Consider the following 23,692-nt stretch of genomic DNA (forward strand, 5'->3'; position numbering starts at 1 on the left):
GCAATGGCCGAAGAAAGATGGCGTGGCAATGGGGCAGCCATCCCGGGGCGTCCGGGGATCGGGAGGGGCGAATGGGTGAAGAATGCGTGCCGGTTGCTCGGCCGTCGGGGCAGTACGACCCCGGCCGTCCGCTGGAAGGGCAGGTTGCGCTCGTGACCGGAAGCGTGCGCCGGATCGGGCGGGCGACCGCGCTGTCCCTCGCCGGGGCCGGGGCCAGCGTCGTCATCAATGCCCGTTCCTCCCGCGAGGAGGCCGAGGCGACGGCGCGCGACGTCGAGCGCCTGGGGTCTCGGGCACTCGTCCAGATCGCCGATGTGACCGACGAGGACGCGGTGGCCGGGATGACGGATGCCATCATCGATCGCTTCGGCCGCCTCGACATCCTCGTCAACAACGCCGCCATCCGCCGCGAGGCGGCCTTCACCGGGATGACCCTCGCCGAGTGGCGGGAGATCATGGCCGTCATCCTCGACGGCGCTTTCCTGTGCAGCCGTGCGGCGATCCCGCACATGGTGCGGCATCGGCATGGCCGCATCATCAACATCGGCGGCGTCAGCGGTCACACGGGCGCGATCGAGCGCGCGCACGTGGCGACGGCCAAGGCCGGGCTGGTCGGATTGACGAAGGCTCTGGCGGTGGAGTTCGCGCCGCAGGGCATCACCGTAAACTGCGTCGCGCCGGGCAAGATCGGCGGCAAGCGGTCCGTCTCGTCCGGGCGGGGCATTGCGCTGCCTTCCGGCGGCAAGCCGCTGGTGGGCCGCGAAGGGCTCCCCGAGGATGTGGCGCAGGTCATCATGACCATCTGCGGCTCCGCCGGCGATTTTATCACGGGGCAGACGTTCCACGTCAACGGAGGTCTGTATCTGGCGTGAAACGCCCCTCCGTATCGCTTGGGGCGGAACGATAAATGTCGCTTGCGGCACGCATCCGCAAGCGCGCGGAAGAAAATTCCAGGGAGGTTGAAATGAAACGCAAGTTGTTCACGGCTCTATTCGCCGCCATCTCCGCCGTCGCGTTCATGACCGCGCCGGTCAAGGCCGATTACCCCGTTTCCCCGGTCAAGCTCGTCACCCATTCCAGCGCGGGCGGCGGCACCGACGTGTTCTTGCGGCGGCTGGCCACGCAGCTCAATTCCATCATGGGCACCAATTTCGTGGTCGAGAACATCACGGGCGGCGGCGGCGCGCGCGCCATGGCGGCGCTCGTTTCCGGTCCCAAGGATGGCAGCCAGATCTATGGCACGACGCCGTCCTACATCATCACCACTTTGCTCAGCAAGCCGCAGGCGGGATACAGCGACCTCGATCCGATCCTGAACATGTTCTACGATCCGCAGGTGGTCTTCGTCCGCGCCGACAGCCCCTACAAGAACCTTTCGGACATCATCGAGGACGCCCAGCAGCGGCCGGGCCGGGTCATTGCCGCGGTGAGCACGCCGGGTTCGCTCGATCGGCAGGTCATGGAGCAGTTCAAGGCGCTCACGAAGACGGATGTCGTCATCCTGACCCATGACGGCGGCGGTGACGTGATACTCAACGTCCTCAACGGAACCGCGAATTTCGGCATCGGCGAGATCGCCGAATTGCGCGGGCAGATCGAGGCGGGAGCGATGCGCGTCATCACGACCTATACCGAGGAGCGCGTGCCCGTTCTGGAGAATGTGCCGACAGCGCGCGAACAGGGCATCGATCTGGTGGTGCGCAAGTTCCGCGGCCTTGCCGGTCCCAAGGGGCTGGCGCCCGAAATCGTCTCGGCGTGGGAGGAGGGCGTCCAGAAGCTGCTCGAGGATCCCGAGTTCAAGGCCTGGTACGAGGCGGAGGGCGTGCAGAAGGCCTTCATGAATCAGGAGGAAGCGCGCGCGTTCACGGCTGAGTTCGCCGAGGAGATGACGGCCTTCTTCAAGGAATACAACATCACCGATTAGGACAGGATCAAGGGAGGATCCAATGCGGGCCACACTTGCTGTATCGGGGATATTGTTCGTCTTCGCAATTGTTTACTGGCTCGGGGCGGATGCTCTTCCAAGAAGTCCCCTTGCCGGCCATGTCGGAGCCGACGGTTTGCCCAAGCTGCTTGCCGTCACCCTGGCCGTGCTGTCCATCTGTCTGGCCGTCCAGACCTACATGGACATGAGAAAGCAGCGGCGTTCCGGCGCCGCTGTCAGGCAGGCCGAGGCCGCCGAAGACGACGAGGCGCCGGCAAGCCATCTGCGCGCATTCGGGCTCATCGGTATCGGCGCAGCCTATCTGCTCCTGCTTCCGTTCCTTGGCTACGCGCTGTCTGCGGCCCTGGTTCTGGGTGTGGTGGCTACTTACTCGGGGCTCAAGCCGTCGCTGAAGACCCTGTACTTCGCCATCGGCGGCGGGGCGGTCTGCTACGTCATCTTCGTCAAGATTCTGCAGATCCCCCTGCCGGCGGGCTTCTGGCCTTCCCTGTTCAGTTGAGCCCCGGCCCTTTCGGGGCCGGGTCTCGTCCAGCACGCTTCAGGATCGGAAACGCCAATGGATGGCTTTAACTACGCTTGGGCTGCGGTAACGTCCCTGCCGGTTCTCACTGCCGCCGCCGGCGGCGTCCTGTGGGGCATCCTCGGCGGCGCGTTGCCTGGTCTCTCTCCGTCCATCGCGATGGCATTGCTTCTGCCGTTCACCTTCGAGATGTCGCCTCTCGCCGCCATCGTCATGCTGACGGGCGTCTATATCGGCGCGGAATACGGCGGTTCGATACCGGCCATCCTCATCCGCACGCCCGGCACCAACGCGGCTGCCGCCACCGTCATCGACGGCTATACCATGCACAAGCAGGGCAGGGGCGGCGAGGCGCTGGGCCTGTCGCTCGTCGCGGGCACGATCGCCGGCCTCGTCGGCCTGATCTGCCTGGTGCTGCTGACGAAGCCGCTTGCCAGTATCGCGCTGCTGTTCACGCCGCCGGCCTATTTCGCGCTTGCCTTCCTGGGGCTGAGCATCATCGCCGCGCTCTCGGAGGGGTCCCTAATCAAGGGCATGATCATGGGCGTCATCGGCCTCATCATCGCCACGGTAGGGACCGATCCACTGTCGGGCGTGACCCGGTTCACGTTCGGCGAGGCGGAATTGCTGGGAGGGATAGACTACATCTTCGTCATGCTGGGCGTCTTCGCAGTCGCCGAGCTGATGAGCAAGGTCGCCGAACGCGACGACCCCCTCGCGGGCCAGCAGATCAGCAACACCGTCCGCCGGGTGAAGCTGCCCAGCCTGAAGACCCTGTGGCGCTTGCGCCGGGCGCAGGCGATAGGCACCGGCATCGGCATCATCGAGGGGCCGATCCCCGGAGCTGGCGGCACGGTGGCGGCCTTCCTGTCCTACAACGAAGCCAGGCGCTGGTCGAAGACGCCGGAACTGTTCGGCAAGGGCTCGGAGGAGGGCGTCGTCGCCCCGGAGGCCGCCAACAACGCCGTCACCTCCAGCGCGCTGGTGCCGACGCTCACCTTCGGTATTCCCGGGTCGAACTCCATGGCGATCCTGCTGGGCGGGCTGCTGATCCATGGCATCCAGCCCGGCCCTATGCTGCTCGCGAACCGGCCGGACCTGGTCTACGGCCTCTTCGGCGGGCTTTTCGTCTCCAACCTGTTCATGCTGCTTTTCGGCATCCTCATCCTGACGCCCTGCATATGGCTGGTGAACCAGCCCAAGCCCTATCTCACGGCCGGCATCCTGATGATCGTGCTGTCGGGCATCTATTCGATCAACCACAGTCTGTTCGATTTCTGGATCGTGCTTGGGGCGGGCGTGATGGGCTATGTGATGCGCCTGCTGAAGTTCCCGGCGCTGCCGCTGATCCTCGGGATCGTGCTCGGCTACATGGTGGAGTCGAACTACCGCCGGTCGCTGCTGCTGACCAACGGCGATCACAGCGTCTTCATCCAGAATCCGTTGAGTCTCGGCCTGCTGATCTGCGCCGGGCTGGTCATCGTTCTGGCCCTGACGGCCGAAATCCGGCGCCACCGGCGCTCTTCCGAGACCCAGACAGCGTGAACGAGGAGAGAGGGAAGAACATGGCAGAGGCAAACACCCCGCCGCAGATTCCGACCGGCTCGCCCCGTTCCGATGCCGATGGAGTGTCACGATGAACGAATTTCCTCCCGGTGCCTCGGGCCTCTCGGCGATCGAGTTTCTGAAGGCGCGCTCGCTGGCGGATGTCGTGCGCCACGAAATCGAGGCGCTCATCGTCAACGGCCATTTTGCGCCCAACGAACGGATCAACGAGCTCAGTCTCGCGCAGAAGCTCGGCGTCAGCCGGGCGCCCGTCCGCGAGGCGTGCCGCGCGCTGGCGGCGATCGGCCTCCTGGATTACATCCCCAATCGCGGCCTTTTCGTCCGCCTGCTGGACGAGACGGAACTGCACGACGTCGCGCAGGCGCGCGCCTATGCGCTGGCGTCGATAGCCTGTGCCCTGGCCGAACGGGTGACGGACGCGCAGGTGGCCGAACTGTCGCGTCTCGTCGCCGAACTGGAGGAGATCGCGCGGCTCTGGGACGTGAGCGCCTATTATCCGGTCAATCTGCGCTTCCATGATTCACTCTGTGAGATGTGCGGCAACCGCCGCATGGCCTCCGTCTATCAGGGATTTGCGCGCGAGTTGCACGTCCAGCGCTTCCGGGCGCTTTCCGCCGGCGACAATCTCGGCGTTTCCAACCGCGAGCATGCCGATATCGTCAAGGCCCTGTCCGCGCGCGATCCCCTGCGCGCCTTCATCGCCGGCCGCGCTCACGTCCTGAACGGGTTCCGGCGCATTCAGTCGGATCGCGGCATCGAGGCGGCGAACGCGCGAGCAACATCGTCCTGAACCAGAAAGCCGGAACGGGTATCCCGCCGGCGCCCGAGACAGCATTGAGGTAGTCGACATGTCCCATCCCCCAGTCACCCGCCATCTTGCCGAATGGATCGTCCGCCTTACCGCGTCCGACATCCCGAATGCCGTGAACGACGAGGGCGTGCGCACCTTCGTCAACTGGCTTGGCTGCGCTGTTGGAGGGGCGGATCATGAGACGGTGGATCGTGCGATTGCGGCGCTGCGGCCGTTTTCGGGCGCGCCGCAGGCCGGTGTCATCGGGCGCGGCGAGCGCTTCGACGTCCTGCACGCCGCCCTGCTGAACGGCATCAGCTCGCATGTCCTCGATTATGACGACACCCATCTGAAGACCATCATCCATCCCGCCGGACCGGTGGCTTCGGCGCTGATGGCGGTGAGCGAATATCGCCCGGTTTCGGGCCGCGATCTGCTGACCGCGCTCATCGTCGGCATCGAGGTCGAATGCCGGATCGGCAATGCCATCTATCCGGATCACTACGATCGCGGATGGCACATCACCGGCACGACCGGCGTTTTCGGCGCAGCCGCGGCGGTTTCCCGGCTGCTGGGGCTCGACGCGCGGCAGACGGCGTGGGCGCTGGGCATCGCGGCGACGCAATCGTCGGGCCTGCGCGAGATGTTCGGCACCATGTGCAAGAGTTTCCACCCCGGCCGCGCGGCGCAGAACGGGGCTGCCGCGGCCTTCCTCGCGGCGGCGGGCTTTGACAGTTCCGAGCGGGCCATCGAGGCGCCGCGCGGCTTCGCCAGCGTTCTGTCGACCAAGCAGGACTATTCGGAGATCCTCGACGGGCTGGGCGACCGCTGGGAGGCGGCGCTGAACAGCTACAAGCCCTTCGCCTGCGGCATCGTCATCCACCCGACCATCGATGGCTGCCGCCAGCTGCGCCAGGAGCTCGGCGATGCGACAGCCGACATCGACAGCGTGCAGCTGGTGACGCACCCGCTCGTCCTCGAGCTGACCGGCAAGAAGACGCCGCATACCGGGCTCGAGAGCAAGTTCAGCGTCTATCACGCCGCCGCTTTCGCGCTGCTTCACGGCGACGGCTCACCTGCCGCCTTCACGGACCAGGCGGCCCGCGACCCGCAGATCGTAGCGCTGCGCGACCGGGTGCGCGCCGAGGCGAGCGGCGACGTGGCCGAGGACGCAGTCCGCATCACCGTCACGCTCGCCGATGGCCGGCGCTTCGACAAGCATGTCGAACACGCTGTCGGCAGCATCGACCGGCCCCTGACCAATGCGGAGATCGACGAGAAGTTCATCGGTCAGGCAGCGCGTGTCATCGGCGATGCGCGCTCGCGCGATCTCCTGAAGCTCGGCTGGTCGTTGCTGGAACTCGACAACGCGGGCTTGATCGGGCCGGCGGCCACTCCCGCCCCCGGCTGAACGGTTTTGACAGCGGGCGCGAAATCGCGCCTGCAACGGCCTCCGCAATCGAGGCGGCGGGGTGAGTCTCGCACCCGGCCGCTAGGCGGTTCCGTCGGCCCGCCAGACAGTGTGCAGGTGCACAGATATCCGCATCCAAGCGGCCGGGATAGAGCGATGAAGATATGGGAAACTTCTGATATTGATATCCGCTTGAAATAAAATATCTCATTATTGATTCATAGAAAATAATTATACAAGTATATTTATAATAAAAAATGTAAGTATATATGTATTATTCAATAGAAATTGATTTCTGTCAATCAAAAGATACTTTCATAATAAGAAGTATATTTAACAATAAGTCCAAAAAGCAATCGATGATGAAAATGGGCGCTGTCTGTTCGTCATGCGGCTGTTACATGGCAGGTTTGTTTGTGTCGCTCTTTCTGTTGCTGCGTTGCAGCATTATATATGCTGCACTTGCAATGGAGATGAAAGATGACAACGCTTGTTGCTCGCCCCGTAAACACCGGATGGTTTCTGCGCCTGTTCGGCGGCCTGAAGGAGGGCGTAAGGCTGTTCAGCGCCGCGCATGAATGTGCCGTCGCGGTCGAGGCGCATCGCTGCCCGCCGACTGAGGCGCTGCGGACGCTTGGGATCGACGAGAAGGCCCTCCGCGGGATATACAAGCGGCGCTGAGACAGCGCACGCCTGCCCCATCGCCGACGAGGCCGCGCACCGCGGCCTTGGTGTTGCCCGGATCGAACGCTGCCGAGAGCCGTAAGCCCGGCGTGGAATGGACCATGTCGGCGCCGTCCTCTTGCTGAATAGGGCGCTGCGCCCAAGGAAGCCGCCGCCGGGCGGCCGATATTGCCTGCATGGCGACTGCCATCCGTCTCGCCCCGCGATCCGAAGCCACCACGGGGCGGAGGGCGCGTTTGCGGATGCTGGCAACGCGCCTTCGCCGACAGCCTCTCTCGACGCCATAGATAACGGCGTTCTCTTGAGATAACGACGTTCTTCTGCGTGTTCGAGCCCGTCGTGGCTGGCAGGCCACGGCCTTGTTCCCGCCCGATACGCGGCTGTCAGCTATTCCAGAGCTGCCATTCCGACCGGATTGCGGCGCACACCCAGTCGTTGATCAACGCGTAAGACTTTTCGCCTACCTCGGCGGTGGCGTTCTGAGGGTCTCCCCAGATACCGTCTTCAAAGCCCGCAAAAACCTTTGCCGGGTACTTGTAGCGGCCGATGGCTCCACCGAGATAGGGCATCTTGTCGTGCGGAGCGGCCGTGTCCGGCAGATGAGGGTGATAGCTTCTGGCCTTGTCCAGACGGACGAGATGGGGAGCGCTGGCCAACATGCGCGCCGTCTCGCCTTCACCGGCATGTCCTTGCGGCCTTTCCGACTTCATCATTCCCTTGTAGCCGGGCTGAATGCCGACGAGCCACTGCAAGGTGACCACGCTGGCATCCGTGGTGTCGGAGATCTCCTTGGCGACGATCTGCAGGATCGGATCGTGCTCGGCATGCGAGCAGAGCAGGTAGACCACCGGGAAGCCGTGCCCCACCAGCTCGCGGCAAACCTCCTCGATGACGGCCCTCGCCGTTGCGTGCGACAGGTTGATGGTGCCGGGAAAGCTCTTCGGCGACTCGCTGAGAAAGGGTTTCGGGCCGAAAGGAATGGCGGGACCGACGAGAAGCGGAATGCCTTCCCTGGCCAGATCGAAGGCCGCGCGCCGGGCCGTCTCCAGCCCCTGATAGGTATCCGTCCCCAGCGGCAGATGGCCGCCGTGCTGTTCGGTCGCCCCTGCCACGACGATGACGTGTGCGCCCGCCTTCGCCGCATCTGCTACGTCGTGTGAGGTCAACTCCTCGTAAAGCGGGATGTCTCTATGCGATCCCAGGCCGGAATAGTTCAACGTCATGGAAACCTCCTCTCGATTTTATGGTTCGGGAATGCCCGGTCGAAACCGGCCGTCTTGATGGCGCTCCAGTATCCGCCGCGCCCAGGCGATGAGGACGAACAGGGAGAAGGTCACGGCCAGGATGAGCGTCGATATCGCGGGCAGCATGGGCTCCATTTCGAAGACCAGCGAATCCCACATCTTTTTCGGCAGCGTCGCGGCCTGCGTGCCGGAGATGAATATCGCCACCACCACTTCATCGAAGGAGACGATGAAGGCGACGACTGCCGCGCTCACCATGCTGGAACGGATGAGGGGCAGGGTTATCTTCGATGTCGTGCGGGCGGGACCGGCTCCAAGGCTCATCGAAGCCTGCTCCAGTGCGCGATCGATATCGCGCAACGTGGCCGAAACGATGATGATCACATAGGGAATGGCCATCACCGTATGGGCAATGACGAGTCCTGCCTGGGTGCCTACGAGACGCAGCTTGGCCAGAAGGGCGTAGAAAGCCAGCGCCGTGATGATGATGGGAACGAAGCGCGGCGACAGCATCAGCACGCTTGCCGCGTTGCGCCCCCGGAAGCGTCCGCGAACGAGCACGAAGGATGCCAGCGTGCCGAGCAGAAGCGCGATGACCATCGTCGCCAAAGCCACGCGCAGGCTCACGCCCGCCGCCGCCAGCCAGGGCGTGCTGGTCAGGAATTGCCGATACTGGGAAAGCGACCATTCCTGCGGCGGCAGGCTCGGAACGATCGAACTGTCGAAGGACAGCGGCACTAGCACCAGGACCGGGGCCAGCAGAAAGAGCATGACCAGCGCACAATAGATCGTTGCCAGAACTTTCATCGGCGCTCCCATGGCTTGTCGATGCCAAAGAAATACGCGTAGCCGAGATAGATCAGCAACGCGACGCCAAGCAGGATCGTGGCCAGGGCCGATCCGAAGGGCCAGTTCAGCGTGGTGCGTATCTGGTTGTCGATCAGGTTCGACAGCATCGTCTCCTGCGGGCTTCCCAGCAACGCCGGCGTGATGAAGAAGCCGAGCGACGCGATGAAGACCAGGAAACAGCCGGCCCCGACGCCTGGCAGGCTCAGCGGCAGGGTAATCCGCAGGAAGGTTCTCACACCTCCCGCGCCCAGACTTTGGGACGCCTGGCGCAGCCGCGGATCGAGACCGGAGAGCGTGCTGTAGAGCGGCAGGATCATGAAGGGGATGAGCGCGTGGACCATGGCGACCAGGACCCCGAACAGATTGTACATCAAGGGAAGCGGCTGCTCTATCAGGCCGCTGTCGATGAGAAATCTGTTGATCAGCCCCATGTCCTGAAGAAGCAGCGTCCAGGCGTAGTTCTTGACCAGCAGGCTGATGAAGAAGGACAACATGACGAGCCCGAGCAGGATTTTCTGCACGCGCGGCGAGGCGCTTGCAATGCAATAGGCAAATGGATACGCGACGAGCAGGCAGATCACGGTCGTCAGGGCGCTGATCTTGATCGTCGTCCACAGAACCCGCAGATAGATCGGGTCCACGAACGCGCGGGTGTAGTGGGCCAGGGTGATCCCGCTGTCCCAGATGCTGGTGACGAGGATCTCGCCTATGGGCCAGACGAAGAAGAAGAGCATCACCGCCCCGAGCGGCAATGCAGCGAGCCCATAGGAAAAGGTCAGCCGCGGCGCCTTCGGCTCAGAGGAGGATGGCATCGTCGTGCCTCCATCCAACGGTGACCACCTCGCCGACCTCAGGGGGCCGGAGCCCGGGCCGGTTGACGCGCATCGACACCAGCTCCGATCCATTGGCCAGGGTCAGATGGCAGCGGATCTGCGACCCGAGATAAACCACGGCCGAGACCCGGCCCTCGACGGTCACGTCGAGCGGTCCATCATCCGTCCAGCGGACGCGCTCCGGCCGGATCATCAAATGTGAAGCGGTGGAGGTGTCGGGGGCAATGTCGCCGATGCTGAACGACAGGCCGTCCGATGTCTTGAAGACCTGGGCGGATCGCACGTTGTCGATGCCGCCGGGGATCAGGTTCGAAATGCCGAGAAAATCGGCGATGAACGGGGTGCGCGGTTGCTCATAGAGCTCGCGCGGCGTTCCCTGCTGCTCGACCCTGCCGTCCTTCATGACGATCACGAGATCGGACAGAGCCATGGCCTCTTCCTGATCGTGAGTCACCGAAATGGTCGTAATGCCGAGGGTCTGCTGGAGCGCGCGCAGTTCGATCTGCATCTGCTCGCGCAGCTTGCGGTCCAGCGCGCCCAGCGGTTCGTCCATCAGCATGATGCTCGGTTCGAACACGAGCGCGCGGCCGAGCGCCACCCGCTGCTGCTGGCCGCCGGAAAGCTCACGGGGATAGCGCGTGCCGATATCGGGCAACCTGATGAGATCCAGCGTCTTCTGAACCTTCGTTCGCACCTCTTCGGCCGGCATGCGGCGCGTGCGGAGAGGATAGGCGATGTTTTCGAACACCGTCATATGCGGAAAAAGCGCGTAGTGTTGAAAGACGACGCCGATGGACCGCTTGTGGGGAGGCACGGACGTCATCGAGCGCCCGCCGATCAGCACATCGCCGGCATCGGGAGCAACGAACCCCGCGATGGCCATCAGCGTCGTCGTCTTGCCCGATCCGCTCGGCCCCAGGAAGGTCGCGAACTGTCCGCCGGGGACGACGAGCGACACGTCATCCACGGCTGCGGGCCCGCGGCCATAGGTCTTCCGGATCGAGCGGAGTTCCACATCGAGACTTCCATGCATGGTGGGCAGCATCGAAGACATTCAGCCGAGCATGAACTTCTGCCAGCGGTCATTGACCGCGTCATAGTGTTCAGCCAGCCATTCGCCCTGCAGGGGCCATTGCTGCCTGAAGTTGTCCTCGGCGGTGGGCATGCCCTGCAGAACCTCCGCCGGCAGCATCTGATGCACGGCTTCGTTGGAAACGCCGACCGGAATGAGCTTGGCCACCGCGGCCTGAGGATCGGCCTGCATCGCGTAGCGGATCAGTTCATGCGCCTCCGGCTTGTGCTTCGCGCCGCTCATGACCATGAAGAAGGACGGCGAAAACGAGCCTTGCTCCCAGCTGTTGCCGACCGGCAGACCCTGGCTCCCGGCCAGCAGGAAGCGGGATGCCCAGCCGGAGGAATAAACCACCTCTCCGCGCGACAGCATCTGTACCGGCTGGTCGCCCTGCTTCCACCACGTCCTGATGTGCGGCCGTATCTCTTCAAGCTTGCGGAAGGCCCGCTCGACATCGAGGGGATACAGCGCGTCCACGGCAACACCATCGGCCAGAAGCGCGAACTCGAGGTTATAGGTCACGTCCGCTCCGAGCGAGCGCGCGCCGGGATATTTCTGCACATCCCAGAAATCGGCCCAGTTGCGGGCGCCGTCCGTCCCCGCTCTCTGGGTGTTGTATCCGAGCGTGAAGCTTACCAGGGTCGGCGCCAGGCCGTGGCTCAGCACGGCGCCCGGCACGATGCCGTCCGGGTTGAAATCCATCGACTCGAGCGACTCGACGAGGCCCATCTTGACCAGCACGGGATACCAGCGGCTGCCGCCCTCGATGACGTCCCACTCGATATTGCCGGTATCGACCTGGGATTTGACCTGCGCGATGGCCGGCGCGGTGGTATCGATGACCTTGATGCCGGTCTCCTTCTCGAAAGGATCGAAAATCGCCTCGCGCAAGGCCTTCTGATAGGCTCCTCCCCAGGAACAGAAGACCACTTGCCTGCTTTGGGCCCTCGCCGACGTCCATATCGCCGGCGCTGCCAGCATGCTCCCCACAACCCCCGAAAGCTGCAGGAATTGCCTGCGTTTCATGTATCGATTGATCATTTCCGCCTCTTTTGTTCAGGTTGTTTTTTGCTGACTGTTCTAAGCCTTGTGATCCTCCGGATACTGGGAAACTCAATGTTCCCGCTTGATGGACGGGCTGAACACCATGATGCTTAGAATTTCGAACAGTATTTGTGCACCGGCTTGTGCCGTGTTCGTCGTTGCATCGTATTGCGGCGCGACCTCGACGACGTCTCCGCCCACGAGATTGAGCCCCTTCAATCCGCGCAGGATCTCCAGAACCTCGCGCGTGCTGAGGCCCCCGATTTCCGGCGTGCCGGTACCCGGAGCGAACGACGGATCGAGGCTGTCGATATCGAACGACAGATACGTCGGGCCGTCGCCGACGACCTGCCATACCTTCTCGATGATGGCCGGAATGCCCTTCGAGGCGACTTCCTCGGCATGAATGACGGTCATTCCGGACTCATAGGTGAACTCCCAGAGATATTCCGATGATCCGCGAATGCCGATCTGGATCGTACGGCCAGGGTCCAGAACCCCGTCGAGCACGGCATTGCGGAACGGTCCGCCATGGTGGAACTTGGTCAGATCGTAGGCGCCTCCCGTATCGCAATGCGCGTCGATATGGACCATTCCGACCGGGCGTTCCTTCCCGATTGCCCTCAGGATCGGGTGGGTTATCGAATGATCGCCGCCGACCGACAGCGGGATGACGCCAGCCTCGACGATGTGACCGATGCGCCGCTCGATATCCTCATGGCTGAGTTCCAGATGATAGCGGCTGCGGAACGGTACGTCGCCGATATCGGCGACTTTCAATTCGTGGACGGGCGCGCAGTCGAGGACATGATTATACGGCCCGATGCGCTCGATGGCGCGCAGCGCGCGCGGTCCGAACCGGGCGCCGGTGCGGTTGGTGACCCCGAGATCCATCGGAACGCCGACGATCGCCACCTGCAGATCGCCGAAGTCGGGGTCGACGGCCGAGACCTCGCGGTGGGGAGCTGCCAGGAACGTCGGAATGCCGGAGTAGGGCGCGACGCGCGTTCCGTTCTCGGAAAAGATCTTTTCAGCGACACGGCGAAATTTCGGATCAAACAGCTCCCCGCCATGACTCTCGCCATACTTGGCGCGCAATGCGTTGAGCTTTTCCTGGTCGAAGCTCATCGTTTCTTCCCTCTTGGTTCGAGCTTGCCCAACCCGTTTCACAGTTGCCACTAGTGAATGATCGAAGAAGGAAGATCGGAAATCAATTGATATTATTTTAGGATACTGTATGAGAAAAACTAACAAAGAGATTGCTGATGAAACGACTCCCCCCGCTCAATCCGCTGCGGGCTTTCGAGGCAACCGCACGCCACGGATCGCTCAGCAAGGCGGCAGTCGAACTCAACGTGACGCACGGTGCCATCAGCCACCAGATCCGCGCTCTCGAACGCTCGCTCGGCGTCGTGCTTTTCGAAAGGGCCGGTCACCGTCTCAGGCTTTCCCCGCACGGGGCCGAACTTCTGCCTGCGGTGTCGAGCGCCTTCGACAGCATAGCCGCGGCCACCCAGCGCCTGACGCGGCCGATGAGCTCGGGCACGCTGTCGTTGTCCTGCGTGCCGGCGCTGCTTTCGCTGTGGGTCGTGCCGCGCCTCAACAGATTCATCTCGAAATATCCGGATGTCAGGCTGACGATGACCGGCTCGAACAATCCGCTCGACGTCCATGCGCCGGAGATCGACGTGTGCCTGCACTACGGCACGGGAAACTGGAGCGATTGCTGGCAGCGCAAATGGTCGGGGCTGGAGTTGTTCCCGGTCGTCAGCCCCACGCTGATCAACAACCGGCCGCTGCGCACCATCCGCGACCTCGCCAATCACGTCATGCTGCACGGCGACGACGGCAAGGAATGGCGGACATGGCTGACCGCCGCCGACGCGCTCGATCTGGAGCGCGGGCCGCGCCACTATTTCAGCGATGCCCATCTGTCCATTGGCGCGGCCCTGCACGGACACGGGGTGGCGCTCGGCGACACGGTAACGGTCAGCGGTCTTCTGGCGCGCGGCCAGTTGATCGCGCCGTTCGGCCTGTCCGTGCCGGCGACCGACGATTTCTACGTCATCTGCCGCAACGAGATGCGCTCTGCTCCGATCGTGCAGGTTTTCATCGACTGGCTGTTCGCGGAGAAGGAGGCTACCGGAGACCGCCCGACGAGTTCGGTAGCCACCGCGCTGAGGATGCGTCACAAGCGGCAGGCGCTCAAGAAGGCCATCCCGCGCTCCCGCTGATGCCGTTCGATGCGGGATGCCACGCTGCGCTGCTGCATCAAACCCAAAAATGGGTACCGCTTTTTGGATAAATTTGATGCGTTTTGCTCTAAATGGGCAGGAAACGCAGGAACTCCTCATAGACGAGGTCGGGACGCTGTTCCGCCGGGTAGTGTCCGGTCGGCAGCGCCTTGCCCTGCAGGTCGCCGGCCCAGGGCGCCCATGCCTCGAGCGGCTTGAAATGGCGGCCGCAATGGCTGTTCTCGCCCCAGAGCACCAGCACCGGGCAGTCGATGCGGCGTTTCAGATAGTCCGCCGTGTCGATGGCGAGGTCGACGCTGACGGTCGCCCGGTAGTCCTCGCAGACGGCGTGAATCTGCTCGGGCGTCGTGCATCGCTTGTATTCCTGCATGGCAAGCGGATCGAAGATCGACAGGCCGACGCCCTTCTTGTTGAGCTTGTAATCGATGTAGTAGTCGAGCTCGGCCGTGATAAGCCGCTCCGGGAACGGGGCCTTCTGCGCCATGAAGAACCAGTGATACGACTCGAGCCCCCAGCCGAGCGAGACATTGTTCAGGACATGGTGGGTCGGCACGATATCGAGCGCAATCAGCCGCGTCACCCGCTCGGGACGATCGAGAGCCATGCGGAACCCCACGCGCGCGCCGCGGTCATGGCCCGCGACATGAAAGCGGTCGAAGCCGAAATGGGACATGACCGCGAAGTTGTCCTCGCCCATCGCACGGAAGGAGTACGCTGCATGATCCTCGCCGCCGTCGGGCTTCGAACTGTCTCCGTAGCCCCGCAGATCAGGGGCGATCACGGTAAAGTTTTCCGCGAGCTTCGGAGCGATGCGATGCCAGCTCACATGCGTCAGCGGATTGCCGTGCAGAAGCAGCAGCGCGGGTCCTTCGCCGCCGATGGCGACATTGATCGTGGCGCCCCCGGTGTCGACGCGCTCGTATCGGAAGCCGCGCATCAACGTTCTGCAAGCCTCGCTTGCCTGCTCTCCTGTCTGCGATTTGGCATGTTGCGTCGGTGTCATCATGAACTCCTCGACTTTGGGTCCCCTCCCGGACGATAAACAGGAACGGCCTAAAATTGTCAACAGTCGATAGTTGACAATATGGGCGTCATTCAATAGCTTGTCGGCCAAGGTGGTTCGATGGCGGTTCGATGGCGGTTCGATGGCGGGTTGGCATGGCGTGGCCGGCGCGCAAATCGTGCCCGCGAGACAATGAAACAGGGGAGTGTGCATGTCGGCGCGAGCGCTCAAAATCGCCGTCATACCCGGGGACGGGATCGGCAATGAAGTCGTTCCGGAAGGTTTGCGTGTGCTCGACGCCGCTGCATCCCTGTTCGGTATCGACATTGCCTATGAGCATTTCGATTTTGCCTCCTGCGATTATTATGCCCGCCACGGCAGGATGATGCCCGACGACTGGCAGGCGATTGTCGGGGGCCATGATGCGATCTTCTTCGGTGCCGTGGGGTGGCCGGACAAGGTTCCCGATCATGTGTCGCTGTGGGGATCACTGCTTCAGTTCCGTCGCGAGTTCGATCAGTACGTCAATCTGCGCCCCGTGCGGCTGATGCCGGGGGTCCGTTCGCCGCTCGCGGGTCGGGCGCCGGGCGATATCGACTTCCTCATCGTGCGGGAAAACACCGAGGGCGAGTATTCGTCCGTCGGCGGCAGGATGTTCGTCGGCACGGAGCGCGAAGTCGTCCTGCAGGAGACGGTCATGAGCCGCTACGGCATCGACCGTGTGCTGCGCTATGCGTTCGACCTGGCGCAAAAGCGGCCGCGCAGGCGCCTGACGTCCGCCACGAAATCGAACGGCATCTCTATCAGCATGCCATATTGGGACGAGCGCGTCGAGGAAATGGCCCGGTCGTTTCCGGATGTGTCCTGGGACAAGTACCATATCGACATCCTCTGCGCGCACTTCGTCCTCAATCCGGATCGGTTCGACGTCGTCGTCGCGTCCAATCTGTTCGGCGACATCCTTTCCGACCTCGGCCCGGCGTGCACCGGCACCATCGGCATAGCGCCTTCCGGCAACATCAACCCCGAGTGGCGGTTCCCGTCGCTGTTCGAGCCGGTGCACGGTTCGGCGCCCGATATCGCGGGGCAGGGGGTCGCCAATCCGATCGGGCAGATCTGGGCTGGGGCGATGATGCTTGACCACCTCGGATATCCCGAGGCGCACGACGCCATCGTCGCGGCCATCGAGAGCGTTCTTGTCGACGAGGCGCTGCGCACGCGTGATCTCGGGGGCCGGGCGGACACCGTCACCTGCGGCAAGGCCGTTGCCGCGGCGCTCGCGGCGCCCGCGGGGTGAGGCGTCCCCGTTCCCGTCCCCTTGAGCGCAACCGACCGAAAGACGGAGTTTCCATGTCTGCCCTGCCCATTATCGCGGTGACGCCGGGGGATTGCACCGGGATCGGCCCCGAACTGCTGGCCCGCGTCGTTCACGACGGCCGCATGAAGGATGTCGCCCGTCTCATCGTCGTCGGCGACGTTCGCGTGCTCGCGCTCGGGATGCGTCAGGCCGGCGTATCGTTCGCCATCCGCCCGGTCGACCATCCCCGCCAGGCCGACTGGCAGGACGACGCCGTTCCGGTGATCGATCTGGGCAACATGGACCCGGACCTCTATCCGCCCGGCCGTGGCAGCGCAGGGGCCGGCCAGGCGACCGGCGACACGCTGGCGCGGGCCATCGAGCTGGCGAAATCGGGTGCCGTCGACGCCATCTCCTTCGCGCCGCTGAACAAGCGCGCCATGTACGATGGCGGCTGGCGCTTCCCCGACGAACACAAGATGTTCGCCCATCTGCTGGGGCACGAAGGTCCGTTCAGCGAGATGAACGTGCTCGACGGTCAGTGGATGTCGCGCGTCACGTCGCACGTGGCGCTGCGGGAGGCGGTGGGGCAGATCACGCCGGAGGCGGTCACCCGGGCCATCGAACTCGCCGTGACCACGATGCGCAAGGCGGGCATCGCCGCCCCGCGCCTTGCCGTGGCGGCGCTCAATCCGCACGGGGGCGAGAACGGCCTGTTCGGCGACGAGGAAATCACCATCATCGGACCGGCCGTCGCGCAGATGGCGGCGCGAGGTTACGGCTGCAAGGGGCCGTTCCCCGCCGACACCGTCTATCTGAAGGCGTTTGCGGGAGAGTACGACGGCGTTCTCGCCATGTATCACGACCAGGGACAGATCGCGACGAAACTGCGCGGATTCGGCCGTGGCGTGACGGTCACGGCAGGACTCGACATCGTTTTCACCACCCCGGCGCACGGAACGGCCTTCGATATCGTGGGCAAGGGCGTGGCCGATACCGGCGCGTTCGAGGCAGCCATCGCCCTGGCAAGCCGGCTCGCCTCGGCCTGATGCATCCAGACGCCGAGCCTCGACCAAGGCAAAATACCCTCGCATATTGTTGACAGTTTACAGTAACCGATTCATGCTCACCAAGATTCCCGGATGAGGGCTCTCGGACGAGCGGTTGACCAGCGGAGAGGAACAGAATGAGCCAGCACAGCACTCCTGACGTTGAACTGACCAGATACGTCGCCGGATTCATCGTCGAGACGTCCGCCGCAGGCCTTTCGGAGGAGCTTGTCGCTCTTGGCAAGAAATCCATTCTGGACGGTTTCGGGCTGGCATTGTCCGGCTCCGTGGCGAAGAGCGGGGCGCTCGTCCGCCAGCACCTGCAGGACCTGCGGCTTGGCGAGGGCGGCGCGACCGTCATTGGCGGTGGCCGCAAGGTCGCGGCCCGCCTCGCCGCCTTCGCCAACGGTGTGGGAATCCATGCCGATGACTACGACGACACCCAGCTCGCCGTCGCTACCGACCGCGTCTACGGCCTGCTGACGCATCCGACGGCGCCGGCGCTGCCGGCGGCCTTCGCCGTGGGCGAGGAGGTGCGTGCTTCCGGGCTCGATTTCATGCTCGCCTACCACCTCGGCGTCGAGGTCGAATGCAAGATCGCGGAGGCGATCGCGCCGCGCCATTATCAGACCGGTTTTCACGCCACCGCCACTTGCGGCACGTTCGCGGCGGCGGCGGCGGCTTCGAAGCTGCTCGGGTTCGATATCGATCGGACGCTGCGCGCCCTTTCCATCGCGGGCAGCCAGTCGGCGGGTCTGCGCGAGAACTTCGGCACCATGACGAAGCCCTTCCATGCCGGGCGCGCTTCGGAATCCGGCGTCGCCGCGGCGCAGTTCTCGTCTTACGGATGGACCGCGACCTCGCGCATTCTCGAAGCGCCGCGCGGGTTCTTCAGCGCCGCCGGCGGCGGATACGACATCGACGCGATCTACAACAAGCTCGGCGCGCCGTGGACCTTCGTATCGCCCGGCGTGTCGATCAAGCCGCATCCTTCGGGATCGCTGACCCACCCGGGCATGACGGAAGTCCTGCGGCTGATCCGGGAGTATGATATCCGCGCCGGGGACGTGAAGCATGTCCGTGTCGGCACGAATTCCAACATGCCCAACGCGCTGATCCACCATCGACCGAAGGACGAGCTGCAGGCCAAGTTCTCGATGGAATTCTGCGTCGCGATCCTGCTGCTCGAACGCAAGGCGGGGCTCAACGAATTCACCGACGAGACGGTCGCCCGCGACGACGTGAAGGCCTTGATCGAGAAAATCGATTTCGTCGTGGACGACGACGCCGAGGCGGCGGGCTACCACCTCATGACGACGATCATCGACATCGAGCTGAACGACGGACGCAGGATCTCGGGCCGCGCGGACTTCGGCAAGGGCAGCCCGGCCTTTCCGATGAGTTATGACGAGGTGGCGGACAAGTTCCGCGAGAACGCGGCCTTCGCGGGCGTCGGCCGTGAACGGGCCGAGAGGATCGTGGACCTCGTGCGTGATCTGGAAACGCTGCCCAATCTCGACGAGTTGTCCAGGAATCTGATCGCAGCCGGTTGAGGCCGCCATGGATCCGGAGGAGGGATCGGATGCGGTGGCCCGGAGCATTCCCGCTCCCGGCCGTTGCGCTCTCGGCCTGCTGGCGGGGATGAGCAGCGCGGCGCTGGCCTGGGCGGGCGGTCTTCCCCTGCCTTTCCTGCTGGGGTCGTTGATGGTCTGCGCGGCGGCGACGTTGCTGAAGCTGCCGGTCGCGCCGGTGCCGTTCAGCCGTGCGGGCGCGCAGGTCGTCGTCGGTCTGTCGATCGGTCTCCACTTCACCCCTGACACCCTGCACGCCACGGCGGGCCTGATACCGTGGACCGCACTGACCTCGGCCGTGACCATCGCGGTCACCGCGCTTGCCAGCCTGATGCTGGGGCGCGCCGCGCATATCGACAGGAGGACGGCGTTCTTCGCCACGACTGCCGCCGGCATGGCCGAGATGGCGGTGCTGGCGGCACGGATGAAGGCGGCCAGCGAGACGGTGGCCGTGGTTCACGTCATCCGTGTCGTCACGATCGTCTCCACCGTACCCATCCTGGTGATGCTGTTCGGGGCGGAGGGAAACGTCGCCGGCACGGCGCTGGCCTCCCGCGAGATCCTGCCGTCGATGTTGCTGCTGGTCGCGGCGGGGGCGCTGGCGCTCGCCATCAACCCGCTCAGGATACCGAACGGCTGCTTCCTGGCGCCGGCCGTGCTCGGGGGCGCGGCGGCGGCGACCGGTTACGGGCCTTTCGCCATGCCTGCCCCGCTGCTGGTCGCGGCGCAGGTGATCATCGGGATCTGGCTCGGTTGCCGGTTCAAGCGTTCGATCGTCGGCCGCCTGCCGCGGCTTGCGCTGTCGGCTCTGGCCATCACGGTGTTCATGATCGTTGCCGCCGCCGCGCTCGCCCGTCTGCTCGCGTCGATCACCGGGCTGTCCTTCACGACGTGCCTTCTGGCGGTGGCGCCGGCGGGGATCACGGAAATGGCGATCACTGCGGCCGCCATGCATCTCGACGTCACGGCGGTCACGGCGTTCCAGATCATGCGCATAGCGATCGTGATGGCCACCGTTCCGGTCACGCTGCGCCTGTTCGAATACGTATCACGGTCCATCGGCGGCGGCATCGAATGACCGCCCTGCGCGGTCCACCATTCCGGAGCGGCCATGGGCCGCCAGTTCAAAGGGGGAGAACGCAATGACATCCCATCTCACGATCGGCGTCCTCAACGGCGACGACATCGGGCATGAAATCGTGCCCGCGGCGGTCGAGGTCACCAAGGCCGCCGCTGCCGTCGCGGGGCTGAAGATAGACTGGCGGCATCTTCCCATCGGCCGCTCGGCGCTCGACAGCCATGGCTCGACGTTTCCGGAAGGCACGATCGAGGCTCTTCTCGCCATGGACGGCTTCATCCTCGGACCCATCGGCCATCAGGCCTATCCGAAGGTTCCCGGCGCCATCAATCCTCATCCCATCCTGCGCAAGCGCTTCGGCCTCTTCGCCAACGTCCGTCCCACGCGCTCGTTTCCGGGGCTGGGGGCGCTTTACGACGATATCGACCTCGTGATCGTGCGCGAGAACAACGAGGGCTTTCAGCCGGACCGCAATGTCGTCGCGGGGACGGGAGAGTTCCGGCCGACCGAGGACATGACCATTTCCGTGCGGGTCATCACCCGCGCCGGTTCCGCGCGCGTGGCGAGGGCGGCGTTCGAGATAGCCCAGCGCCGCCGCAAACGCCTGACGATCGTCCACAAGGACACCGTCTTCAAGCTCGGCTGCGGGATGTTCGTCGAGGAGTGTCACCGCGTCGCGCGGGAGTTCGGCGATGTCGCCGTGGATGAGGTGATCGTCGATACGATGGCCACCCGCCTCGTGCGCGAACCGCAGGTTTTCGACGTGGTGGTGACCACGAACATGTTCGGCGACATCCTGACCGACGAGGCGGCCGGGCTCGTGGGCGGGCTCGGCATGGCGCCCGGGCTGTGCATCGGCGAGGGGGCGCATGCGATGGCGCAGGCCACCCACGGCTCCGCGCCGGACATCGCCGGCAGGGGCATCGCCAATCCGTTCGCCATGATCGAGTCCGCGCGCATGCTGGTCGAGTGGCTCGGGCACAACCGGGGCATTCCCCAGGCGCTCGACGCCGCCCGCCGCATGCAGCACGCGATCGCCGTCGCGCTGGCCGATCCGCGCACGCGCACGCGCGACATCCGCGGCACGGGCGGAACAGCGGACATGACGAACGGCATCGTGGCCGCGCTGGAGCAGCGAGGCGGCGGAGCATGAAAAGCCTGCGGGCCAGCAGCCATCCCCGCCTGGGAGCGACCGGCGGCGCGCCGCCATCGCAGACCGGCGCGCCACACGCGTGCCGCGATGCCCTGATGGAATGACAGGGATGAACGACAATTTTCTTGATTGACTATTGTTGACAATTTACAAAAAATCGATACCGTGACGATGCAGGGTATCATTGTCGTTCGAACCTCCATTGTTGATGGATGCCACCCTGCGCGGTGCGCCCGCCTCGGGAGACTTCAATGCCTGAACAATCTTTTTCCGGGAATGACGGAAGCGCGCCCGTTGCCATTGTCACGGGTGCGTCGCGCAACATCGGCAGGGCCATCGCCATCGAGCTCGGGCGGCTTGGAGCCTCGGTCGTCGTCCACGCGCGCGACCGGGTCGGCGCGGAGGAAACCGCCCGGCTGGTCCGCGAGGCGGGAGGGGAGACGCTGGTCTTCCTGGGCGATCTTCTTGAGCCGGAAACGGCGCCCCAACTCGTGCAGGCTGCGGTATCCGCCTTCGGGCGGCTCGATATCGTCGTGGCCAACGCGGCGATCCGGCCGGAGGGCGCCATCGAGACGATCAGCCATGAGGACTGGCGCTCGGTGATGGGGGTGACGCTCGACAGCGCATTTCTGCTGGTCAAGGCCGCCCTGCAGGAGCTGCGCAATAGCCGCCGCGGCGCGGTGATCACGATCGGCGGCCTGACGGCGCATACCGGCGCGGCAAACCGCCTCCATGTGGTCACCGCCAAGGCGGGGCTCGTCGGACTGACCAAGGCGCTGGCCCACGAACTCGGTCCGTCGGGAATAACCGTTAACTGCGTCTCGCCGGGGCTGATAGAAACGGAACGCGATGGCCACGCCCCCCTCCATCATCACAAGCGCAGCACCGTTCTCGGGCACTACGGGACACCGAACGACGTTGCGGCAATGGTTGGCCAGCTCGCGGGGGAAAGGTCGCGCTTTATCACCGGGCAGGTCTTCCACGTGAACGGCGGGGCTTTCATGGCCTAGGCGCCTGCCCCGGCGCGCAGGGGCGGGACAGGGCCGCTCGGCGGCGGAAGGCCACTGCCCGCCCGGAGCCGGATAAGTATAGTTGATGGCAGTTTCAGGATATGGCGTAATTGTATATTGTAATTCAGAGATAGCCTGGTTCGTTGCTTCTGTCGTATATTACAGGTATTTGCATTCTTGGCGTCGGCAAAGATCGACTGTGCTGAACAATAGCGGGTGGGAGGAGTTATGTCATTTTTGGAATTGGCCGGGCTGACCAAGCGGTATGGTGCGCTGACGGTTGTGAAGGGGGTCGATCTGTCCGTCGAGCGGGGCAAGCTGGTCTGCCTTCTGGGGCCGTCGGGCTGCGGCAAGACCACCACTCTTCGTCTCATCGCGGGGTTCGTCGCGGCGGACGGCGGCGAGATAAAGGTCGGCGGGAAGGTGGTGTCGACCGCGGGCGCCACCGTGCCGCCGGAAAGCCGCAACATGTCGATGATCTTTCAGAGCTACGCGCTCTGGCCGCACATGACGGTGTTCGACAACGTGGCATACGGCCTCAAGCTTCGGAAGATGTCCAAAGCCGACACGGCGGCGCGGGTTCGGGAAATACTGGCGGCGACGCAGCTGTCGAAGCTTGCCGATCGCTATCCGGGCGAGCTGTCGGGCGGACAGCAGCAACGGGTTTCGTTGGCCCGGGCGCTGGTCATCAAGCCCGAGATCCTGCTCCTCGATGAGCCGCTGTCCAATCTCGACGCCAATCTGCGCGAGGAGATGCGGTTCGAGATCAGGCGGCTGCACGACGAGTTCCGCTACACGACGGTCTACGTGACGCACGACCAGATCGAGGCGATGACCACGGCCGATGTCATCGTCGTCATGAACGATGGCAGCATCGAGCAGGCGGGCTCGCCGGAGGATATCTACGCGCGTCCCGAATCCGAGTTCGTCGCCCGCTTCATCGGCGGCACCAACATCCTGTCCGGCGCGCGCGTGGACGACGGCGCGGTGCGTTGTCCGGGCAACATCGTGCTGCGCTGCGACAGCGGCACGGTCGCCTCGTCCGGCCAGACGGCCGTATCCATCCGCCACCATGACGTGGAGATACTGGCGCAGAAGCCCGCGTCTGACGAAACCAACGTCGCCTCCGGGCAGGTCACCCGTCACATCTATCTGGGTTCCTACCGCGACTATCTGGTGAAGATCGACGACGGCGACGTCGTGCGCGCCATAGCGCCCGTCCGCGTTGAATTGTCCGAGGGGACGAACGTCTGGCTCAGGTTCCCGCCTGAGCAATGCCGGGCGCTGGATCGCTGACGAGATCCGATGTCCTGTCTCC

22 protein-coding genes are annotated in these 23,692 nt (G+C 64.3%); 15 read left to right on the plus strand and 7 right to left on the minus strand.

The genetic code is table 11. The features are described 5' to 3' along the window. Positions 1 to 71: 71 nt before the first annotated feature. From ACUSIJ_RS05965 to ACUSIJ_RS05995, 7 genes are all read left to right on the plus strand, one after another. The gene (locus ACUSIJ_RS05965) at positions 72 to 872 is read left to right on the plus strand and encodes an SDR family NAD(P)-dependent oxidoreductase (RefSeq protein ID WP_449307460.1); all 801 of its coding nucleotides are present in this window, start codon (positions 72 to 74) and stop codon (positions 870 to 872) included. A 92-nt stretch (positions 873 to 964) separates the two neighbouring features. After that, the gene (locus tag ACUSIJ_RS05970) at positions 965 to 1,924 is read left to right on the plus strand and encodes a Bug family tripartite tricarboxylate transporter substrate binding protein (protein ID WP_449307461.1); all 960 of its coding nucleotides are present in this window, start codon (positions 965 to 967) and stop codon (positions 1,922 to 1,924) included. 22 nt (positions 1,925 to 1,946) lie between these two features. Continuing rightward, the gene (locus tag ACUSIJ_RS05975; RefSeq protein WP_449307462.1) at positions 1,947 to 2,444 is read left to right on the plus strand and encodes a tripartite tricarboxylate transporter TctB family protein; all 498 of its coding nucleotides are present in this window, start codon (positions 1,947 to 1,949) and stop codon (positions 2,442 to 2,444) included. Between the two features lie 57 nt (positions 2,445 to 2,501). After that, positions 2,502 to 4,010 (plus strand): tripartite tricarboxylate transporter permease, encoded by a 1,509-nt coding sequence (locus tag ACUSIJ_RS05980; protein ID WP_449307463.1) that lies wholly within the window; start codon positions 2,502 to 2,504, stop codon positions 4,008 to 4,010. Between the two features lie 91 nt (positions 4,011 to 4,101). Next, positions 4,102 to 4,821, plus strand: coding sequence for an FCD domain-containing protein (locus tag ACUSIJ_RS05985; RefSeq protein ID WP_449307464.1), 720 nt, complete (start codon positions 4,102 to 4,104; stop codon positions 4,819 to 4,821). 58 nt (positions 4,822 to 4,879) lie between these two features. Continuing rightward, entirely contained in the window at positions 4,880 to 6,232 is a 1,353-nt protein-coding gene (locus tag ACUSIJ_RS05990; protein ID WP_449307465.1) for an MmgE/PrpD family protein, read from the plus strand. Between the two features lie 480 nt (positions 6,233 to 6,712). Then, positions 6,713 to 6,913, plus strand: coding sequence for a hypothetical protein (locus ACUSIJ_RS05995; protein ID WP_449307466.1), 201 nt, complete (start codon positions 6,713 to 6,715; stop codon positions 6,911 to 6,913). Between the two features lie 386 nt (positions 6,914 to 7,299). Here the strand turns inward: ACUSIJ_RS05995 and ACUSIJ_RS06000 are convergent, their stop codons facing one another. The 6 genes from ACUSIJ_RS06000 to speB all read right to left on the minus strand — a co-directional run bounded on the left by ACUSIJ_RS06000 (position 7,300) and on the right by speB (position 13,086). Then, positions 7,300 to 8,139 (minus strand): creatininase family protein, encoded by an 840-nt coding sequence (locus ACUSIJ_RS06000; protein ID WP_449307467.1) that lies wholly within the window; start codon positions 8,137 to 8,139, stop codon positions 7,300 to 7,302. 18 nt (positions 8,140 to 8,157) lie between these two features. After that, positions 8,158 to 8,967 carry an ABC transporter permease gene (locus ACUSIJ_RS06005; protein WP_449307468.1) on the minus strand — a complete coding sequence of 270 codons (810 nt, stop codon included), beginning with the start codon at positions 8,965 to 8,967 and terminating at the stop codon, positions 8,158 to 8,160. Next, positions 8,964 to 9,821, minus strand: a complete 858-nt coding sequence (locus ACUSIJ_RS06010) for an ABC transporter permease (RefSeq protein WP_449307469.1) — start codon at positions 9,819 to 9,821, stop codon at positions 8,964 to 8,966. Before ACUSIJ_RS06010 ends, ACUSIJ_RS06005 begins: the two co-directional genes overlap by 4 nt. Next, on the minus strand, positions 9,805 to 10,896 hold the full coding sequence (locus tag ACUSIJ_RS06015; protein WP_449307470.1) for an ABC transporter ATP-binding protein: 1,092 nt from the start codon (positions 10,894 to 10,896) through the stop codon (positions 9,805 to 9,807). Before ACUSIJ_RS06015 ends, ACUSIJ_RS06010 begins: the two co-directional genes overlap by 17 nt. Further along, entirely contained in the window at positions 10,897 to 11,940 is a 1,044-nt protein-coding gene (locus ACUSIJ_RS06020; protein ID WP_449307471.1) for an ABC transporter substrate-binding protein, read from the minus strand. Positions 11,941 to 12,027: 87 nt separating this feature from the next. Beyond that, positions 12,028 to 13,086 carry an agmatinase gene (speB, locus tag ACUSIJ_RS06025; RefSeq protein ID WP_449307472.1) on the minus strand — a complete coding sequence of 353 codons (1,059 nt, stop codon included), beginning with the start codon at positions 13,084 to 13,086 and terminating at the stop codon, positions 12,028 to 12,030. A 134-nt stretch (positions 13,087 to 13,220) separates the two neighbouring features. Between speB and gcvA the strand changes: the two genes are divergently transcribed. Beyond that, complete coding sequence (gene gcvA / locus ACUSIJ_RS06030; protein ID WP_449307547.1) at positions 13,221 to 14,192, plus strand: transcriptional regulator GcvA; 972 nt, start codon at positions 13,221 to 13,223, stop codon at positions 14,190 to 14,192. Between the two features lie 88 nt (positions 14,193 to 14,280). Here the strand turns inward: gcvA and ACUSIJ_RS06035 are convergent, their stop codons facing one another. Beyond that, complete coding sequence (locus ACUSIJ_RS06035) at positions 14,281 to 15,150, minus strand: alpha/beta fold hydrolase (RefSeq protein ID WP_449307473.1); 870 nt, start codon at positions 15,148 to 15,150, stop codon at positions 14,281 to 14,283. A gap of 277 nt (positions 15,151 to 15,427) precedes the next feature. On the opposite strand from ACUSIJ_RS06035, the gene ACUSIJ_RS06040 reads away from it, so the two are divergent. The 7 genes from ACUSIJ_RS06040 (at position 15,428) to ACUSIJ_RS06070 (ending at position 23,670) form a co-directional block, all read left to right on the plus strand. Beyond that, positions 15,428 to 16,513, plus strand: coding sequence for a tartrate dehydrogenase (locus ACUSIJ_RS06040; protein ID WP_449307474.1), 1,086 nt, complete (start codon positions 15,428 to 15,430; stop codon positions 16,511 to 16,513). 53 nt (positions 16,514 to 16,566) lie between these two features. Continuing rightward, complete coding sequence (locus tag ACUSIJ_RS06045) at positions 16,567 to 17,562, plus strand: PdxA family dehydrogenase (RefSeq protein ID WP_449307475.1); 996 nt, start codon at positions 16,567 to 16,569, stop codon at positions 17,560 to 17,562. A 137-nt stretch (positions 17,563 to 17,699) separates the two neighbouring features. After that, on the plus strand, positions 17,700 to 19,115 hold the full coding sequence (locus ACUSIJ_RS06050) for an MmgE/PrpD family protein (protein WP_449307476.1): 1,416 nt from the start codon (positions 17,700 to 17,702) through the stop codon (positions 19,113 to 19,115). Positions 19,116 to 19,122: 7 nt separating this feature from the next. Further along, positions 19,123 to 20,211, plus strand: coding sequence for an AbrB family transcriptional regulator (locus tag ACUSIJ_RS06055; RefSeq protein WP_449307477.1), 1,089 nt, complete (start codon positions 19,123 to 19,125; stop codon positions 20,209 to 20,211). Between the two features lie 64 nt (positions 20,212 to 20,275). Next, positions 20,276 to 21,364, plus strand: coding sequence for an isocitrate/isopropylmalate dehydrogenase family protein (locus ACUSIJ_RS06060; RefSeq protein ID WP_449307478.1), 1,089 nt, complete (start codon positions 20,276 to 20,278; stop codon positions 21,362 to 21,364). A 251-nt stretch (positions 21,365 to 21,615) separates the two neighbouring features. After that, complete coding sequence (locus tag ACUSIJ_RS06065) at positions 21,616 to 22,374, plus strand: SDR family NAD(P)-dependent oxidoreductase (RefSeq protein WP_449307479.1); 759 nt, start codon at positions 21,616 to 21,618, stop codon at positions 22,372 to 22,374. Between the two features lie 228 nt (positions 22,375 to 22,602). Further along, positions 22,603 to 23,670: an ABC transporter ATP-binding protein gene (locus ACUSIJ_RS06070; protein WP_449307480.1), complete on the plus strand. Its 1,068-nt coding sequence runs from the start codon at positions 22,603 to 22,605 to the stop codon at positions 23,668 to 23,670. Positions 23,671 to 23,692 lie beyond the last annotated feature (22 nt).

The organism is Pseudochelatococcus sp. B33 (assembly GCF_053570585.1).

Bases quoted from the DNA above. Each gene is read 5' to 3' on its own strand.
- ACUSIJ_RS06060 (WP_449307478.1), top strand. From the start codon at position 20,276: ATGACATCCCATCTCACGATCGGCGTCCTCAACGGCGACGACATCGGG.
- ACUSIJ_RS06035 (WP_449307473.1), bottom strand. From the start codon at position 15,150: ATGCGCGGCTTCCGATACGAGCGCGTCGACACCGGGGGCGCCACGATC.
- ACUSIJ_RS06070 (WP_449307480.1), top strand. From the start codon at position 22,603: ATGTCATTTTTGGAATTGGCCGGGCTGACCAAGCGGTATGGTGCGCTG.
- ACUSIJ_RS06000 (WP_449307467.1), bottom strand. From the start codon at position 8,139: ATGACGTTGAACTATTCCGGCCTGGGATCGCATAGAGACATCCCGCTT.
- ACUSIJ_RS05995 (WP_449307466.1), top strand. From the start codon at position 6,713: ATGACAACGCTTGTTGCTCGCCCCGTAAACACCGGATGGTTTCTGCGC.
- ACUSIJ_RS05970 (WP_449307461.1), top strand. From the start codon at position 965: ATGAAACGCAAGTTGTTCACGGCTCTATTCGCCGCCATCTCCGCCGTC.
- ACUSIJ_RS06055 (WP_449307477.1), top strand. From the start codon at position 19,123: ATGGATCCGGAGGAGGGATCGGATGCGGTGGCCCGGAGCATTCCCGCT.
- ACUSIJ_RS06020 (WP_449307471.1), bottom strand. From the start codon at position 11,940: ATGAAACGCAGGCAATTCCTGCAGCTTTCGGGGGTTGTGGGGAGCATG.
- ACUSIJ_RS05990 (WP_449307465.1), top strand. From the start codon at position 4,880: ATGTCCCATCCCCCAGTCACCCGCCATCTTGCCGAATGGATCGTCCGC.
- ACUSIJ_RS06065 (WP_449307479.1), top strand. From the start codon at position 21,616: ATGCCTGAACAATCTTTTTCCGGGAATGACGGAAGCGCGCCCGTTGCC.
- ACUSIJ_RS05975 (WP_449307462.1), top strand. From the start codon at position 1,947: ATGCGGGCCACACTTGCTGTATCGGGGATATTGTTCGTCTTCGCAATT.
- ACUSIJ_RS06015 (WP_449307470.1), bottom strand. From the start codon at position 10,896: ATGTCTTCGATGCTGCCCACCATGCATGGAAGTCTCGATGTGGAACTC.
- speB (WP_449307472.1), bottom strand. From the start codon at position 13,086: ATGAGCTTCGACCAGGAAAAGCTCAACGCATTGCGCGCCAAGTATGGC.
- ACUSIJ_RS06005 (WP_449307468.1), bottom strand. From the start codon at position 8,967: ATGAAAGTTCTGGCAACGATCTATTGTGCGCTGGTCATGCTCTTTCTG.
- ACUSIJ_RS05965 (WP_449307460.1), top strand. From the start codon at position 72: ATGGGTGAAGAATGCGTGCCGGTTGCTCGGCCGTCGGGGCAGTACGAC.
- ACUSIJ_RS05985 (WP_449307464.1), top strand. From the start codon at position 4,102: ATGAACGAATTTCCTCCCGGTGCCTCGGGCCTCTCGGCGATCGAGTTT.
- ACUSIJ_RS06050 (WP_449307476.1), top strand. From the start codon at position 17,700: ATGAGCCAGCACAGCACTCCTGACGTTGAACTGACCAGATACGTCGCC.
- ACUSIJ_RS06040 (WP_449307474.1), top strand. From the start codon at position 15,428: ATGTCGGCGCGAGCGCTCAAAATCGCCGTCATACCCGGGGACGGGATC.
- ACUSIJ_RS06045 (WP_449307475.1), top strand. From the start codon at position 16,567: ATGTCTGCCCTGCCCATTATCGCGGTGACGCCGGGGGATTGCACCGGG.
- ACUSIJ_RS06010 (WP_449307469.1), bottom strand. From the start codon at position 9,821: ATGCCATCCTCCTCTGAGCCGAAGGCGCCGCGGCTGACCTTTTCCTAT.
- ACUSIJ_RS05980 (WP_449307463.1), top strand. From the start codon at position 2,502: ATGGATGGCTTTAACTACGCTTGGGCTGCGGTAACGTCCCTGCCGGTT.